Origin of the sequence: Kocuria sp. CNJ-770, from assembly GCF_001942375.1 — a bacterium.
Taxonomy (GTDB): domain Bacteria; phylum Actinomycetota; class Actinomycetes; order Actinomycetales; family Micrococcaceae; genus Kocuria; species Kocuria oceani.
Map to the genome: position 1 here is coordinate 1 of NZ_MKJW01000137.1, position 14,273 is coordinate 14,273.

Genomic DNA, 14,273 nt, shown 5'->3' on the forward strand with positions numbered 1-14,273 from the left:
GGCGCCGCTCGGCGGGCACCGCCGTGGCCGCGACCGTGCACCGCCGGGCCCGTGCGGCACGGGGGCGGATCCGCCGCCGGGCACGGCCGGCCGTGCCCGGCGGCGCGGCGTGGCGGGTCCGAGGGGCCGGTACGGTGGGTCCATGTCCTCGCCCTCACGCCCTGCCGAGCCCACCGACCAGCCTCCCCTGTTCGACGCCGCGCCGCTGGCGCGCCCCGGCGACGGCGCCCTCGGCGGCCGGCGCCGACGCGGAGCAGGACGTCCTGTTCGAGCTCGACCCTCCGCCGGTCGCGCCCGGCGCCGCCCCGGCGTGGACCGAGGGTCCGCGGGCGGCCTTCGACCTGGAGACGACCGGACGGGACCCGCACACCGCCCGCATCGTCACGGCCTCCGTCGTGCGCACCGACGCCTCCGGCACGGTGACGGACCAGTGGGAGTGGCTGGCGGACCCGGGGGTGGAGATCCCGGAGGAGGCGGCGGCCGTGCACGGGGTGAGCACCGAGCAGGCCCGCGCCGAGGGCCGGCCGGCGGCCGACGTGGTCACGGAGATCGCCGGGGTCCTGGCCGAGCTGTTCGCGGCCGGGACGCCCGTGCTAGTGTTCAACGCCTCCTACGACTTCACGGTCCTCGCCCACGAGGGGCGCCGGCACGGTGTCGAGGTGCCGCAGCCGTTCCCGGTGCTCGACCCCTACGTCCTGAACAAGCAGGTGCACCGGTACCGGCGCGGCAAGCGCACCCTCGGGGCGCTGTGCGAGGAGTACGGGGTCGAGCTCACCGCCGCGCACACCTCGGCGGCGGACTCGGTGGCCACCGAGCGGCTCGCGGTGCTGATGGCGCGGCGGTTCCGCGAGCTCGTGCGCCCGGCCGCCGAGCTCCACGAGGACCAGGTGGGCTGGGCGGCGGAGCAGGCCGCGAGCCTGCAGGAGTACTTCCGGCGCACCCGACCCGACGCCGTGGTGGACGGCGCCTGGCCGCTGCGCCGCCCCGAGGACGCCTGAGCGTCCCCGGCGCGGTCCTCGCTCAGGCGGCCGGCCGGGCCTCGGCGGCGGCCCGCGCGGCCGCGGGCAGGGCGGAGACGATCCGGTCCATGGCGGCGTCGTCGTGGGCGGCGGAGAGGAACCACGCCTCGAACACGGACGGGGGCAGGTACACGCCCTGGTCCAGCATCGCGTGGAAGAAGGCCGGGTAGCGGAACGTCTCCTGCGCCCTGGCCTGCGCGTAGTCGCGCACGCCCGTGGCCGCGGTGCCGAAGGACACCGAGAACAGGTTGCCCGCCGACTGGATCGAGTGGTCCACCCCGGCCTCGTCCAGCGCGGCGCGCACGGCCTCCTGCAGCTGGGCCGACCGGCGGTCGACGGTCTGGTAGGCGATCCGGTCCGCGGTGCGAAGCGTCGCCGCGCCCGCGGCCATCGCCACCGGGTTCCCGGACAGCGTGCCCGCCTGGTAGACGGGACCCAGCGGCGCCAGGTGGTTCATCACCTGGGCGCGGCCGCCCACCGCGGCCGCGGGCAGCCCGCCGCCGATGACCTTGCCGAACATGAACAGGTCCGGCTCCCAGCCGTCCTCGCCGGCCGCGGTGAGGCCCCAGTATCCGGCCTCGTGCACACGGAAGCCGGTCAGCACCTCGTCGAAGATCATCAGCGCGCCGTGCTCGCGCGTGAGCCGGCGCAGCCCCGCGTTGAAGCCCTCGAGGGGCGTCACGACGCCCATGTTGGCGGGTGCGCCCTCGGTGATGACGGCCGCGATCCGGCCGGGATGGGCGGCGAAGGCCTCCTCCACGGCGGCGAGGTCGTTGTAGGGCAGCACGAGGGTCTCGGCGGCGGTGGCCGCGGTGACCCCGGCCGAGCCGGGCAGGGCCAGGGTCGCGACGCCGGAGCCCGCCTCGGAGAGCAGGGAGTCCACGTGGCCGTGGTAGCAGCCGGCGAACTTCACGATCAGGTCCCGGCCGGTCACGCCGCGCGCCAGGCGGATCGCGGTCATGGCCGCCTCGGTGCCGGTGGAGACCATGCGCAGCTCGTCGATCGCGCCGATCCGGTCGACGACCAGCTCGGCGAGCTCGGTCTCGCCGCGGGTGGTCGCCCCGAAGGACAGGCCCCGCTCCACGGCCTCGTGCACGGCCTCGATGACCGCGGGGTGGGAGTGGCCGATGAGGGCCGGCCCCCACGAGCTGACGAGGTCGACGTACTCGCGGCCGTCGACGTCGGTGAGGTACGGGCCCTTGGCGGCGGTGATGAACGGCGGGGTGCCGCCCACGGAGGCGAAGGCGCGCACCGGCGAGTTGACCCCGCCGGGCATGACCTTGCGGGCTCGGTCGAAGAGTTCCTGGGAAACGCTCATGGGTTCTGTCTGCTTCCTTTCGCCGGGGGTGCCGGCTCGGGGGAGGATGGGGTTCAGGAGAGGCCGTTCTCCTCGCGGAACCAATCCGCGAGCTCGACGGCGAAGTAGGTCAGCACGGAGTCGGCCCCCGCGCGGCGGATGGAGAGCACGGACTCCTGGACGGCGGCCCGCCGGTCGATCCACCCGTTGGCCGCGGCGGCCTCGATCATGGCGTACTCCCCGGAGATCTGGTACGCGGAGACGGGCACCGGGGAGACCTCGGCGACGTCGCGCAGGATGTCGAGGTAGCTCATGGCAGGTTTGACCATGACCATGTCGGCGCCCTCGTCCAGGTCCAGCTGCAGCTCGTGCAGCGCCTCGCGCCGGTTGGCGGGGTCCATCTGGTAGGTGCGCCGGTCGCCCTGCAGCTGCGAGTCCACCGCCTCCCGGAAGGGGCCGTAGAACGCCGAGGAGTACTTCGCGGAGTAGGCCAGGACGGCCACGTCGGGCCGGCCCGCCTCGTCGAGGGCGGTACGGATCACCCCGACCTGGCCGTCCATCATGCCGGAGGGGCCGAGCACGTGGGCGCCCGCCTCGGCCTGCGCCACGGCCATCCGGCCGTAGATCTCCAGGGTCGCGTCGTTGTCCACGGTCCCGTCCTCGGCCAGGACGCCGCAGTGCCCGTGGTCGGTGAACTCGTCGAGGCACAGGTCTGCCATGACCACGGTGTCGTCGCCGACCTCGGCGCGCACGGCGCGCAGGGCACGGTTCAGGACGCCCTCGGGGTCGCACCCCGCGCTGCCCCGGGCGTCCCGCTGCGCGGGCACGCCGAAGAGCATGATCCCGCCCAGTCCCTTGGCCGCGACCTCGGCCGCGGCGCGGCGGAGCGAGTCCATGGAGTGCTGGACGACGCCCGGCATGGAGCCGAGCGGGGCGGGCTCGGTGAGTCCCTCCCGCACGAACACCGGGAGGATGAGGTCGGACGGGTGCACCCGGGTCTGGGCGGCCAGGCGCCGGACGGCGGGTGTGGTGCGCAGCCGGCGGGGCCGGGACACGAGGTCGTAGCGCGGGGTTCGGTCGGTCACGGGAGTCGTCTCCTCGGTCGGGGATGTCGTCGGTGTCGTCGGTGCCGGGCGCCGCGGCCCGCCGGGGTCCGCGAGGGCGCGGGCGAGGGCGGCGCGGACCGCCTCCGGGGTGGGACGGTCCGCCGCGTGGGCGGTCAGGCCGCGGTCGGCGGCCGCCTGCCGGGTCGGTTCGCCGATGGCCACGAGCGCGGTGCCCGCCAGCACGGCGGGGTCCTCGCCCACCAGCTCGGCGAGGTGGGAGGGCGCGGTGAGCACCACTGCGTCGGCCTCGCCGGCGGCCAGGGCCGCCAGCAGCCCGGCCCGGTCCAGCGTCGGCACGGCGGCGGCGTCCGCCGCCGTCTCCGGCACGAGGGGCTCCGGGGCCGGCCACGGGACCGTGTCGTAGGCCGTGGCCGTGAGGACACGGTACCCCTTCGCGGCGAGGCCCGCCTCGAGGGTCGGCCGGGCCCGGCCGGAGAGTGGCAGCAGCACGGTGCCGGGGGCCGCTTCGGCCGGCCAGTCCGCGAGCAGCCCCGCGGCCGAGTGCGCCGTGCCGGGGACGAGGTCCGGGGCCAGCCCGGCGTCCGCGAGGGCGGCGGCCGTGGCGTCCCCCACCGCCGCCACGCGCAGTCCCGCGCTCCGGGCCGCGGCCAGCCGCGGCCCGAGCCCGGGCGGACCGGAGGTCCCGGTGACGGCCTGCAAGGCGCGCACGGTGTTGACCGAGGTCACCGCCAGCCAGGTGCGCCCCGCGGGACCGGGCGCCGCCGCGCGGTCCAGCAGCGCGGACAGCGCCGCGGTGTCCGCCGGCAGGGTCGGCTCGAGCAGCGGCGCGAGCCGGACGCGGACCCCGTCCGCGCGCAGCAGCGCCACGAGTTCCCGGGCCCGCCCGGCGGAGCGCGTGACGACGACCCGGGCCCCGCGCAGGGCACCGGAGCGGTCGTCGTGGCCGGGGCGCGGCACGGGTCTCAGAGCGTCAACCGGGCCAGCCGGCCGGCGCCGTCGGCGAGCAGCTCGTCGGCCAGCCGGGTGCCGAGGTCCCGGGCGGCGTCGACGGTGCGCTCCGCCGTGCTGCCGTCGCGGCGCAGCACCCGGCTGCCGTCCGGGTCGGCCACGACCACGTCGAGCACCAGCTCGTCGCCCCGGATCCTCCCGTAGGTGCCGACGGGGGCGGCGCACCCGGCCTCGAGACGGGTCAGCAGCGCCCGCTCGGCGGTCACGGCGAGCCGCGTCTCCAGGTGGTCCACCGCGGCCAGGGCGGTGGCCAGCGGAGCGTCCCCGGCGGCGTCCTCGGTCCGGCACTCCAGGGCCAGGGCGCCCTGGCCCGGTGCCGGGAGCATCACGGACGGGTCGATCAGCTCGGTGATCGCGTCCTGCCGGCCCAGCCGGTGCAGCCCCGAGGCGGCGAGGACCACCGCGTCGAGGTCGCCGGGGGCCACACGCGCCAGGCGGGTGCCGACGTTGCCGCGGATGTCCACGATCTCCAGGTCCGGGCGGGCGGCGCGCACCTGCGCCGCCCGCCGCGGCGAGCCCGTGCCGACCTTCGCCCCGGCCGGCAGCTGCGCCAGGGTGAGGCCGTCGCGGGCGCACAGGGCGTCGCGGGGGTCCTCCCGCTCCGGCACCGCGGCCACCTCGAGACCGGGCACGGGGGTGGTGGGCAGGTCCTTGAGCGAGTGCACGGCCAGGTCCACCGAGCCGGCCAGCAGCGCCGCGCGCAGCGCCGTGGCGAAGACCCCGGTGCCGCCCATCTGGGAGAGCGGGCCGGTCAGGACGTCACCCTCCGTGCGGATCGTGACGAGCTCCGGCTCGAGTCCGCCCGCGGCCGCCACGGCGTGCGCGGCCGTGCCGGTCTGGGTCAGGGCCAGCTGGGAGCCGCGGGTCCCGACCCGGAGGACGGGCCGGTCCGCGGCGGTCTCGGCCGTCACGCGTACCGCACCTCCCCGGACTCGTCGAGATCGACGGGGATCGGGTCGCCCTCGGGACGCTGGGCGATGGTCGGGCGCGGGCCGGCGGCGCCCCGCAGCACCTTGACGCAGCAGTCCGGGGCGCAGTCGTCGAACCACGTGCCCTGGGCGCACGCGGAGACCCGCGGCGGCGCGGCGCGGCCGGCGACCCGCTGCTCGACGAGGTCGGCCAGCCCGGACACGAAGGCCGGGTGCGTGCCGGCGGTGGGGGTGCGGACGGCCGGCAGGCCCAGCCGCTCACAGGTCTCGAGGGCCTCCGTGTCGAGGTCCCACTTGACCTCCATGTGGTCGGAGACGAAGCCCAGCGGCACCAGCACCGCACCGGCGACCCCGCGCCCGGCGACCTCCTCGAGGGCGTCGTTGACGTCCGGCTCGAGCCACGGCACCTGCGGGGGCCCGGAGCGGGACTGGTAGACGAGGTCCCAGGTGTGGTCCCCCAGCTCCTCCGGCCCCACGCGCTCGAGCACGGTGCGGGCGACGGCGAGGTGCTGCGCCACGTAGGCGGAGTTCTCCTCGAAGTCCATCCGCGCCGGCCCGGACGCCTCGGCGTCGGTGGTCGGGATGGAGTGGGTGCAGAACAGGATCGCGATCCGTCCGCCCTCGGCGCCCAGCCGCTCCCGGACCTGTGCGAGGCCGTCCCGGAGGCCTTCGACGAAGGGCTGCACGAACCCCTCGGAGTCGTAGTACTGGTGCACCTTGTCGATGTGCATCTCGTCCCGCAGGCCGAGCTCTTCGAGCGCGACGCCGTAGTCCTCGCGGTACTGCCGGCACCCGGAGTAGCTGGAGTACGCGCTCGTGGCCAGCACCAGCAGCCGGCGCATGCCCCGGGCGTGGCACTCCCGCACCACGTCGGCCACGTAGGGCGCCCAGTTGCGGTTGGCCCAGAGCACGGGCACGTGCATCCCCCGGCCCAGCAGCTCCGCCTCGAGGGCGGAGCGCAGCGCGCGGTTCTGGGCGTTGATGGGGCTCACGCCGCCGTTGGCCCGGTAGTGGGTGGCGACCTCCTCGAGCCGCTCGTCGGGGATGCCGCGGCCCTTCGTGACGTTGCGCAGGAAGGGCAGGACGTCGTCCTGGCCCTCGGGGCCCCCGAAGGAGGAGAGGATGACGGCGTCGTAGTCCTCGGGCGGGTGGGCCCGGGCGCGGGAGAGGTCGTTCTCGGCGGTCATCGCAGCACCTCCGCGATCTCCTCGGTGCCGATCCGGCGACCGGTGTAGAAGGGCGTCTCCTCGCGCACGTGCAGCCGGGCCTCCGTGTTGCGGAAGGCCCGCATCACGTCCACGAGGTCCACGAGCTCGGGCGCCTCCAGGGCCAGCAGCCACTCGAAGTCGTTGAGCCCGAAGCAGGCGATGGTGTTGGCCAGCACCTGGGGGTAGTCCCGGGCGGCCATGCCGTGGTTGCGCAGCATCTCGCCGCGGCGCTGGGGGTTCATGTAGTACCACTCGTAGGAGCGCACGAACGGGTAGACGCACACCCACTGCTCGGCCGGGACTCCACGGGCGAAGGACGGGGAGTGGTTGCGGGTGAACTCGGCGTCCCGGTGGACGCCCATCGCGTTCCAGACCTGGGCGGTGCCCGCGAGCAGGCCCGTGCGGCGCAGCCGGCGGACCGCCGCCTGCAGCGCCTGGGGGTCCTCGCCGTGCAGCCAGGTCAGGACGTCGGCGTCCTCGCGCATGCCGGAGACGTCGTAGACCCCGCGCAGCGTCACGCCCTCGGCGGACAGCTGCCGGACGACGCCGTCGAACTCCGCGGCGGCCCCGTCGGAACCGGCGGAGGCTCCGCCGGAGGGCCCAGCGGGCCGGGCGAACACGGTCCAGACGGCCCAGTGGAGCTGCTCCGCACCCCCGTCCTGCGCCTGTTCGGGCTCGGCGGCGGGTCGGCCGTCGTGCGACTGCGGCCTGGTGTCGTGGCTCAAGGATCAGTCCTTTCGTCGGGTGGGGTCGGTGTCGGTCCGGGCGGTTCCGGACCGGGCGGCGCGGCGGCCTCCGGGACGCCGGCCTCGGCGAGGAGCGCGCGGACCTGGGAACGGGTGTCGGCGACGACGGAGGCGAGTCCCGTGCCGGCCAGCCAGCCGCCGACGGCGACGGCGTCGGGCAGCTGCGCCAGCGCCCGGCGGAACTCCGTCACGCGGCGGGCGTGGCCGACCCCCGCGCGGGGCAGCGCCGAGCGCCAGCGCACGATGTCCGCGCCGACCAGCTGCGCCGGGCGCAGGGGCACCCCCATCAGGGTCGAGGCGTCGGAGAGCGCCAGCCGGATCAGCTGCTCGTCGGGCAGGGCGACCTCGGGGGGCACCGCGGAGGCGTCGGGCTGGGCGCGGCCGTAGGACAGGCGCAGCACGTGCCGGCCCGGGCCGGCGGCCTCCCGCAGCCAGTCCCACTTGGCACTGGCGTGGGTCAGGGCCTTGGCGCGCACCGCGCGGGCGTCCTCGCTGACGAGCAGGCCCGTGCCCCGGGGCGCGCCGTCCAGGCGCGGCTCGTCCACCACGAGGGTGGCGAGGGCCACCTGGGGGCCCGGTTCCGGGGTGAACCGCTGGAGCTCGTGGCGGTGTCCGGCCAGGAGCCGGACGGCGGTGGCGCCGTCCGTGGCCACGACCAGCAGCTCGCCGCGGGCCACAGCGGTCTTCTCGCCGCGGCGGGGCTGGCGCTGGATGACCATCCAGCCCTCGCGCCGGGGGTCGCGGTCCAGGGCGATGACGTCGTAGTCGGTGACCAGCTTCACGCCCGCGCGCTCGAGCTCGCGCACGAGCGCCTCGGACAGGGCGTTCATCCCGCCGCGCAGCCCGGCCACGTTCGCCCCCGCGGGCGCGGCGCGGCGCAGGGCCCCCGCCGCGGCGCCGAGGGAGCCGTGCTCGCGCAGGGCCCGGCGCAGGCCGGGCGCCACCGCGTCGACGTCGAGATCGTCGGGGTGGGCGGAGTGCACGCCCGTGGTGAACGGGGCGACGAGACGCTCCAGCACCCGGTCCCCCATCCGCGCCCGGACGAGACCGCCCAGGGAGTGCTCGGTCGTGCCGACGAAGGCGGGCAGCCGGCGGTCGAGGCCGGCCCGGAGCATGCCCGCGCGGCCGAGGGCCGCCCGCAGCCGCGGGGCGGTCGGGTCGGCGGGAATGCCGAGGATCCCGGAGTCGGGCGCCGGGACGGCACCATCGGGCAGGAACAGCCAGGAGCCGCCCCGGCGGGGCTGCACCACGCGCTCGCCCAGCCCGAGCTCCTCCAGGAGGTCCGGCACCGCCCGGGAGCGCGTCGCGAAGGACTCCGCGCCGGAGTCCATGACGAGACCGGCGACCTGGTGGGCGCCGACGGCGCCGCCCAGGTGGTCCTCGGCCTCGACCAGCGTGACGCGCAGCCCTCGCGCGGCGAGGTCGTGGGCGGCCACCAGACCGGAGACGCCCCCGCCGACCACGAGGGCGGAGCGGGGCGGTGCCGTCCGTCCGGCGGGGCGGGGGCTCACGGTGTGCCCTCGCGCGGGGCCCGCTCCACCGGCTGGTCGTGGACGAAGCCCACGAGATCGGTCAGCACCTGGGGATCGGTCCCGGGCGGGACGCCGTGGCCGAGGTTCACGACGTGGCCGGGCGCCCGGTCCCCGCCGCGCAGGACCTCGCGCACGTGCTCGGTCAGCACCGGCCACGGGGCCGCGAGCAGGGCGGGGTCGATGTTGCCCTGGAGCACCGTGCGGCCGCCGAGCCGGCGGTTGGCCTCCTCGAGGGGCAGCCGGTAGTCGACGCCGACGGCGTCCGCCCCGGCGTCGCGCATGGCCGGGAGCAGCTCGCCGGTGCCGGTCCCGAAGTGGACGCGGGGCACGGCGAGGTCGGCCACGGCCCCGAGCGCGGCCGTCGAGTGCTCCAGCACGTGCGCCCGGTAGTCGGCCAGCGAGAGGGAGCCCGCCCAGGAGTCGAACAGCTGCACGGCCGAGGCGCCCGCCTCGACCTGGGCGCGCAGGAACGCCCCGGAGGTCCGGGCGGCCCACTCGGCCAGCGCCCGCCACGCGGCGGGGTCGGCGTGCATCATCGTGCGCGGCAGGAGGTGGTCCCGCGAGGGACCACCCTCCACCATGTAGGCGGCCACGGTGAAGGGGGCACCGGCGAAGCCGATCAGCGGGGTGGCGCCGAGCTCCGCGACGGTGCGGGCGACGGCCTCCCGGACGGGGTCCAGGGCGGCGTCCGCCAGCTCCGGGAGCGCGGCGACGTCCGCGGCGGTGCGGACGGGGTGCTCCAGGACGGGACCGCGACCGGGGACGATCTCGACGTCCACGCCGGCCACGCGCATGGGCACGACGATGTCGGAGAAGAAGATGGCGGCGTCCACGTCGTGGCGGCGCACCGGCTGGAGCGTGATCTCGGCGGCCATCGCCGGGTCGAGGCAGGCGTCGAGCATCGCGGTGCCCTGGCGCAGGCTGCGGTACTCCGGCAGCGAGCGGCCGGCCTGCCGCATGAACCACACCGGGCGGCGGTCGGGCGTGCGGCCGGTGAGCGCCTGCAGCAGCGGCGCGTCCATCGTCCCGGCGGCGCGCAGCGGGTGGCGCTCCGGCAGCGCCCCGAGCGATCCGGTCAGGCGGTCGAACGCCGCCGAGGGGTGGGTGCCGCCCGTGGGATGCCCGGGAACGGCTGCGGTCGACGTGTCCGGCGTGCTCGCCGTCTCAGGGGTGGTAGGCATAGTGCCTCCATTGTGCCAAGGAACACCGACGTCGTTTGCCGACGCAGCGTCACCGCCGGGGGTGAGCGGCCTCTCACGCGTCACCGGGGCACGCAATCGCGGTGACCGTCTAGTATGAATGGACTGTGGTCCTCTTCGCACTCGTCGCCTCCCACCAGAACGTCGATCTGAACACCGTTGCGCGTCTCAGCACCGGTGCCCTCGGCCTGTCCGAGGAGATGGTCGGCTCCGGCCGGCTCCAGGGGGCCGTCACCCTGTCCACGTGCAACCGGCTCGAGCTCTACGGCGAGCTCGAGCCCGCGCCGGGCGCCTCCCCGCGGGCCGCCCTGGACGAGGTCCTCTCCGAGCTCGCCGAACAGATCGGCTACCGCTCCGGGCTGGATCCGGAGTTCGTCACCGGCTCGCTGCGGGTCTTCACCGACTCGGGCGCCGCGCGCCACCTCTTCACGGTCGTCTCGGGACTGGAGTCCGCCGTCGTGGGCGAGCGCGAGATCACCGGGCAGGTCCGGCGGGCGCTCAACGACGCCCAACAGGCGGGGACCGTCTCGGGCCGGCTCCTGCGCCTGTTCGAGGCGGCCGCGCGCACGGCGCGGAAGATCGGCACGCAGACCGCGCTGGGTGAGAGGGGCCGCTCGATCGTCTCCGTGGCCCTGGACCTCGCCGACGACGTCACGGCGGGCACCTGGGCCTCGCGCCGGGCCCTCGTGTTCGGCACCGGCGCCTATGCCGGGGCGACCATGGCCGCCCTGCGCGACCGCGGCTGCGCCGACATCGAGGTGTTCTCCGGGTCCGGCCGCGCCGAGCAGTTCACGCAGAACCGCGGCGGGACCCCGGTGGAGCCCGCGGGGCTGCCCGCCGCCCTGGAGCGCGCCGACGTGGTGATCGGCTGCAGCGGCGGCTCCTCCCCCATGGGTGCCTCCGCGCTCCCCGCCGGACCGCGCACCGTCGTCGACCTGGCGCTCACCCGCGACTTCGACCCGGCCGTGGCGGACCTGCCGGGCGTGGACCTGATCACCCTCGAGTCGGTGCGCCTGGCCGCCCCCGAGGAGACCCGGGAGTCGGTCGAGGCCGCGACCGGGATCGTGGAGCACGCCGCCCAGGAGTTCGCCGCGAGCCAGGACGGACGGGACATGGACGCCGCGATCGTCGCGCTGCGCCGGCACACCATGGCCGTGCTGGACGCCGAGCTCGAGAAGGTCACGTCCCACCACGGCTGCACGGCCGCGAAGGAGCAGATCGAGCTGGCGATGCGCCGCATGGTCCGCTCCCTGCTGCACACCCCGACCGTGCGCGCCCGGGAGCTCGCCGCGCAGGGCCGGCAGGACGAGTACATCACCGGCCTGGAGGCCCTGTACGGCATCGAGGTCCCCGCCGCCCCGGCCGAGCGGACCGCATCCCCGGCCCCCGCTCCGGCCGCGGAGATCGACCACCGTCCGAAGGCGGCAGGGTAGGGCAGCATTTCGTGCGGCCGGCTCCGCCGGCCGGTTGAGGAGGAACGGTTCATGACTGAGACCAGGAGAGGCCGCCCGCGCGCCTGCCGCGGGAGGCGCGCCGCCGGCAGCTGCTGGAGACGGCACTGACCGTGTTCTCCTCCAACGGCTACCACGGGTCGTCGATGGACGACATCGCGGACGCCGCCCAGGTGAGCAAACCGGTGCTGTACCAGCACTTCCCCGGCAAGCGCGAGCTGTACCTGGCGCTCGTCGACTACTACCTCCAGGAGCTCTCGGAAGCCCTCGTCGCCGCGCTGCGGGGCAGCGAGGTCAACCGCGAGCGGGTGGAGTCCATGCTGGACGTCTACTTCGGGTTCGTGGAGGCCAATCCGGAGGCCCACCGGCTGATCTTCGAGTCGGACCTGCTCGCGGATCCCGAGGTCGCCGAGCGGTTCGAGAACTTCCACCTGACGGTGGCCGACGCGATCGCCACGGTGCTCGGGCCCAACGCGGGGCTCAGCCACCCGCACGCGGTGCTCGTCTCCCGGTCCCTGACCGGCATGGCGCAGACCGCGGCGGTGCACTGGATCCGCAACCCGGGCACCGGCGGGCGGGCCGAGGCCCAGCGGCAGATCTTCCGTTTAGCTTGGGGCGGAATCTCGGTGCTCGACGAGGACTGGGAGTAGGCCCCTCCCTAGACTGACCGGGACGCACCCGCAGCCCCGCTTTCGAGGAGGACCCATGGAGATCAAGATCGGTGTTCAGCACGTCGCGAGGGAGATTGTCGTCGACTCCGCGCTCGAGGCGCAGGAAGCCGTCGAGCAGATCACCGCGGCCATCTCCTCCGGGACCCCGCTTACCCTCACGGACGCCAAGGGCAACGTGACCGTCGTCCCCGCGAACGTCATCGGCTACGCCGCCGTCGGCGCCGAGCAGAAGCGGCCCGTGGGGTTCATGCCCTTCACCAAGGACGACTGAGCGCCCGCCCGCCGAGCACGGCGGACCCCGGCCCGGCGACCGCACGGAGTGTGCGCGGTCGCCGGGCTACACTGTTAAGCGCACTGGATGACCGGTCGTACCCGCGATCCCACGAACGACAGACACCTTCTCGCCCCCGTTCCCGGCGACCAGGCCCCGCACGGCGGCCGCGCACGGGACCGGAGCCGGGTCCCACGATCCCGTGGCGCGCCCGGTCGGGGCGGCGCACGCTCGCGATCGGCTTCCACCCACCGCACGCCCCCGGCGGCCGCCACCACGGCGGCCCCAGGCCGGACCCCGGTCCGCGCCCCTGGCGCGGGCGTGCCCGAACGAAGGAACCCGCATCGTGACCGAAGACACCACCGACCGCAGCACCGACCACATCACCGACACCGTCCCCGAGGACCTCGCGGCCGGCGGGGCGGCGCCGGCCGGCACCCCCGACGTCGTCGTGGAGACCGACGAGCACCCCCAGCCGCTGCCGCAGGGCTTCGGCGAGTTCGGGGTGCGCCAGGACATCGTGGACTCCCTCGCCGCCGAAGGCATCGTCCACCCCTTCCCCATCCAGGCCATGACCCTGCCGGTGGCCCTGTCCGGGCAGGACATCATCGGCCAGGCGAAGACCGGCACCGGCAAGACCCTGGGCTTCGGCATCCCCGTGGTGCAGCGCGTGGTGGGTCGCGGCGACGCCGGCTGGGAGCAGCTGAAGAAGCCGGGCGCCCCGCAGGCCCTCATCGTGGTGCCCACGCGCGAGCTGGCCGTCCAGGTCGGGCAGGACCTCTCGACCGCCGCGCGGACCCGGGACGCCCGGGTCGCCACGATCTACGGCGGCCGGGCCTACGAACCCCAGATCGAGGAGCTGCAGCGCGGCGTCGAGGTGGTCGTGGGCACCCCGGGCCGGCTCATCGACCTCAACCGGCAGCGCCACCTCGACCTCTCCGCGGTGCGTGCCGTGGTGCTCGACGAGGCCGACGAGATGCTGGACCTGGGCTTCCTGCCCGACGTCGAGAAGCTGCTCGCGGCGGTGCCCGAGGTCCGCCAGACCATGCTCTTCTCCGCGACGATGCCCGGTCCCGTGGTGGCCATGGCCCGGCGCTACATGACCAAGCCCATGCACATCCGGGCCGCCGCTCCGGACGAGGGCGCCACCAAGAAGGACATCCGGCAGGTCGTCTACCGGGCCCACCAGCTCGACAAGGACGAGGTCGTGGCCCGGATCCTGCAGGCCGAGGGCCGCGGGCGCACGATCGTCTTCACGAAGACCAAGCGCGCCGCCGCCAAGCTGGCGGACGAGCTGATCTCCCGCGGCTTCGCCGCCGCACCGCTGCACGGCGACCTCGGGCAGGGGGCGCGCGAGCAGGCCCTGCGGGCCTTCCGCAACAACAAGGTCGACGTGCTCGTGGCCACCGACGTCGCCGCCCGCGGCATCGACGTCGAGGACGTCACCCACGTCATCAACTTCCAGTGCCCCGAGGACGAGAAGACCTACCTGCACCGCACGGGGCGCACCGGGCGCGCCGGCAACAAGGGCACCGCCGTCACGTTCGTGGACTGGGACGACGTGCCCCGCTGGCGGCTCATCGACAAGGCCCTCGAGCTGGGCATCCCCGAGCCGCGGGAGACCTACTCCTCCTCGGAGCACCTGTACGAGGACCTGGGCATCCCGAAGGGCACCAAGGGCCGGCTGCCCCGCTCCAAGCGCACCCACGCCGGGCTGGACGCCGAGGTGCTCGAGGACCTCGGCGAGCCGGGCGGGCGCAAGTCCGGCCCCCGCGGCGAGGGCCGGGCGGGCGCTCCCGCGACCGAGACGCGACCCGCTCCGGCGGCGGCCCCGCCGGGGCCAGGGCCGCCGGGAGGACCGCGGCGATGACCGCG

At 75.6% G+C, this 14,273-nt stretch carries 12 protein-coding genes and 1 pseudogene; 5 read left to right on the forward strand and 8 right to left on the reverse strand.

The window, feature by feature from the left end; all coding sequences use genetic code 11:
* Positions 1-263 precede the first annotated feature (263 nt).
* The gene (locus BJF77_RS16630) at positions 264-998 is read left to right on the forward strand and encodes a 3'-5' exonuclease (RefSeq protein WP_075872867.1); all 735 of its coding nucleotides are present in this window, start codon (positions 264-266) and stop codon (positions 996-998) included.
* Between the two features lie 22 nt (positions 999-1,020).
* Here the strand turns inward: BJF77_RS16630 and hemL are convergent, their stop codons facing one another.
* The 8 genes and pseudogenes from hemL to hemE all read right to left on the reverse strand — a co-directional run bounded on the left by hemL (position 1,021) and on the right by hemE (position 9,987).
* The gene (gene hemL / locus BJF77_RS16635) at positions 1,021-2,337 is read right to left on the reverse strand and encodes a glutamate-1-semialdehyde 2,1-aminomutase (RefSeq protein WP_047803462.1); all 1,317 of its coding nucleotides are present in this window, start codon (positions 2,335-2,337) and stop codon (positions 1,021-1,023) included.
* 53 nt (positions 2,338-2,390) lie between these two features.
* Positions 2,391-3,401 (reverse strand): porphobilinogen synthase, encoded by a 1,011-nt coding sequence (gene hemB / locus BJF77_RS22150; RefSeq protein WP_047803478.1) that lies wholly within the window; start codon positions 3,399-3,401, stop codon positions 2,391-2,393.
* A 111-nt stretch (positions 3,402-3,512) separates the two neighbouring features.
* Positions 3,513-4,340 (reverse strand): annotated as a pseudogene (locus tag BJF77_RS22155) (uroporphyrinogen-III synthase); the annotation flags it as partial.
* A gap of 5 nt (positions 4,341-4,345) precedes the next feature.
* Positions 4,346-5,302 (reverse strand): hydroxymethylbilane synthase, encoded by a 957-nt coding sequence (gene hemC / locus BJF77_RS16650; protein WP_075872863.1) that lies wholly within the window; start codon positions 5,300-5,302, stop codon positions 4,346-4,348.
* Positions 5,299-6,507, reverse strand: a complete 1,209-nt coding sequence (locus BJF77_RS16655) for a ferrochelatase (protein WP_047803464.1) — start codon at positions 6,505-6,507, stop codon at positions 5,299-5,301. The genes hemC and BJF77_RS16655 overlap by 4 nt, the downstream gene beginning before the upstream one ends.
* On the reverse strand, positions 6,504-7,253 hold the full coding sequence (hemQ, locus tag BJF77_RS16660; protein ID WP_075872864.1) for a hydrogen peroxide-dependent heme synthase: 750 nt from the start codon (positions 7,251-7,253) through the stop codon (positions 6,504-6,506). The genes BJF77_RS16655 and hemQ overlap by 4 nt, the downstream gene beginning before the upstream one ends.
* Positions 7,250-8,785 (reverse strand): protoporphyrinogen oxidase, encoded by a 1,536-nt coding sequence (hemG, locus tag BJF77_RS16665; protein WP_255396328.1) that lies wholly within the window; start codon positions 8,783-8,785, stop codon positions 7,250-7,252. The genes hemQ and hemG overlap by 4 nt, the downstream gene beginning before the upstream one ends.
* Positions 8,782-9,987, reverse strand: coding sequence for a uroporphyrinogen decarboxylase (hemE, locus tag BJF77_RS16670; protein WP_075872865.1), 1,206 nt, complete (start codon positions 9,985-9,987; stop codon positions 8,782-8,784). Before hemE ends, hemG begins: the two co-directional genes overlap by 4 nt.
* A 125-nt stretch (positions 9,988-10,112) precedes the next feature.
* On the opposite strand from hemE, the gene BJF77_RS16675 reads away from it, so the two are divergent.
* The 4 genes from BJF77_RS16675 (at position 10,113) to BJF77_RS16690 (ending at position 14,268) form a co-directional block, all read left to right on the forward strand.
* Complete coding sequence (locus BJF77_RS16675; RefSeq protein WP_047803468.1) at positions 10,113-11,438, forward strand: glutamyl-tRNA reductase; 1,326 nt, start codon at positions 10,113-10,115, stop codon at positions 11,436-11,438.
* Positions 11,439-11,569: 131 nt separating this feature from the next.
* Positions 11,570-12,106, forward strand: coding sequence for a TetR/AcrR family transcriptional regulator (locus tag BJF77_RS16680; protein ID WP_255396329.1), 537 nt, complete (start codon positions 11,570-11,572; stop codon positions 12,104-12,106).
* Positions 12,107-12,161: 55 nt separating this feature from the next.
* A complete protein-coding gene (locus BJF77_RS16685) occupies positions 12,162-12,398 on the forward strand; it encodes a DUF3107 domain-containing protein (protein WP_047803470.1) in 237 nt (78 codons plus the stop codon).
* 346 nt (positions 12,399-12,744) lie between these two features.
* Positions 12,745-14,268, forward strand: a complete 1,524-nt coding sequence (locus BJF77_RS16690) for a DEAD/DEAH box helicase (protein WP_369821436.1) — start codon at positions 12,745-12,747, stop codon at positions 14,266-14,268.
* The last annotated feature ends 5 nt before the right edge of the window (positions 14,269-14,273 follow it).

Bases quoted from the DNA above. Each gene is read 5' to 3' on its own strand.
- hemL (WP_047803462.1), bottom strand. From the start codon at position 2,337: ATGAGCGTTTCCCAGGAACTCTTCGACCGAGCCCGCAAGGTCATGCCC.
- BJF77_RS16655 (WP_047803464.1), bottom strand. From the start codon at position 6,507: ATGACCGCCGAGAACGACCTCTCCCGCGCCCGGGCCCACCCGCCCGAG.
- hemE (WP_075872865.1), bottom strand. From the start codon at position 9,987: ATGCCTACCACCCCTGAGACGGCGAGCACGCCGGACACGTCGACCGCA.
- BJF77_RS16685 (WP_047803470.1), top strand. From the start codon at position 12,162: ATGGAGATCAAGATCGGTGTTCAGCACGTCGCGAGGGAGATTGTCGTC.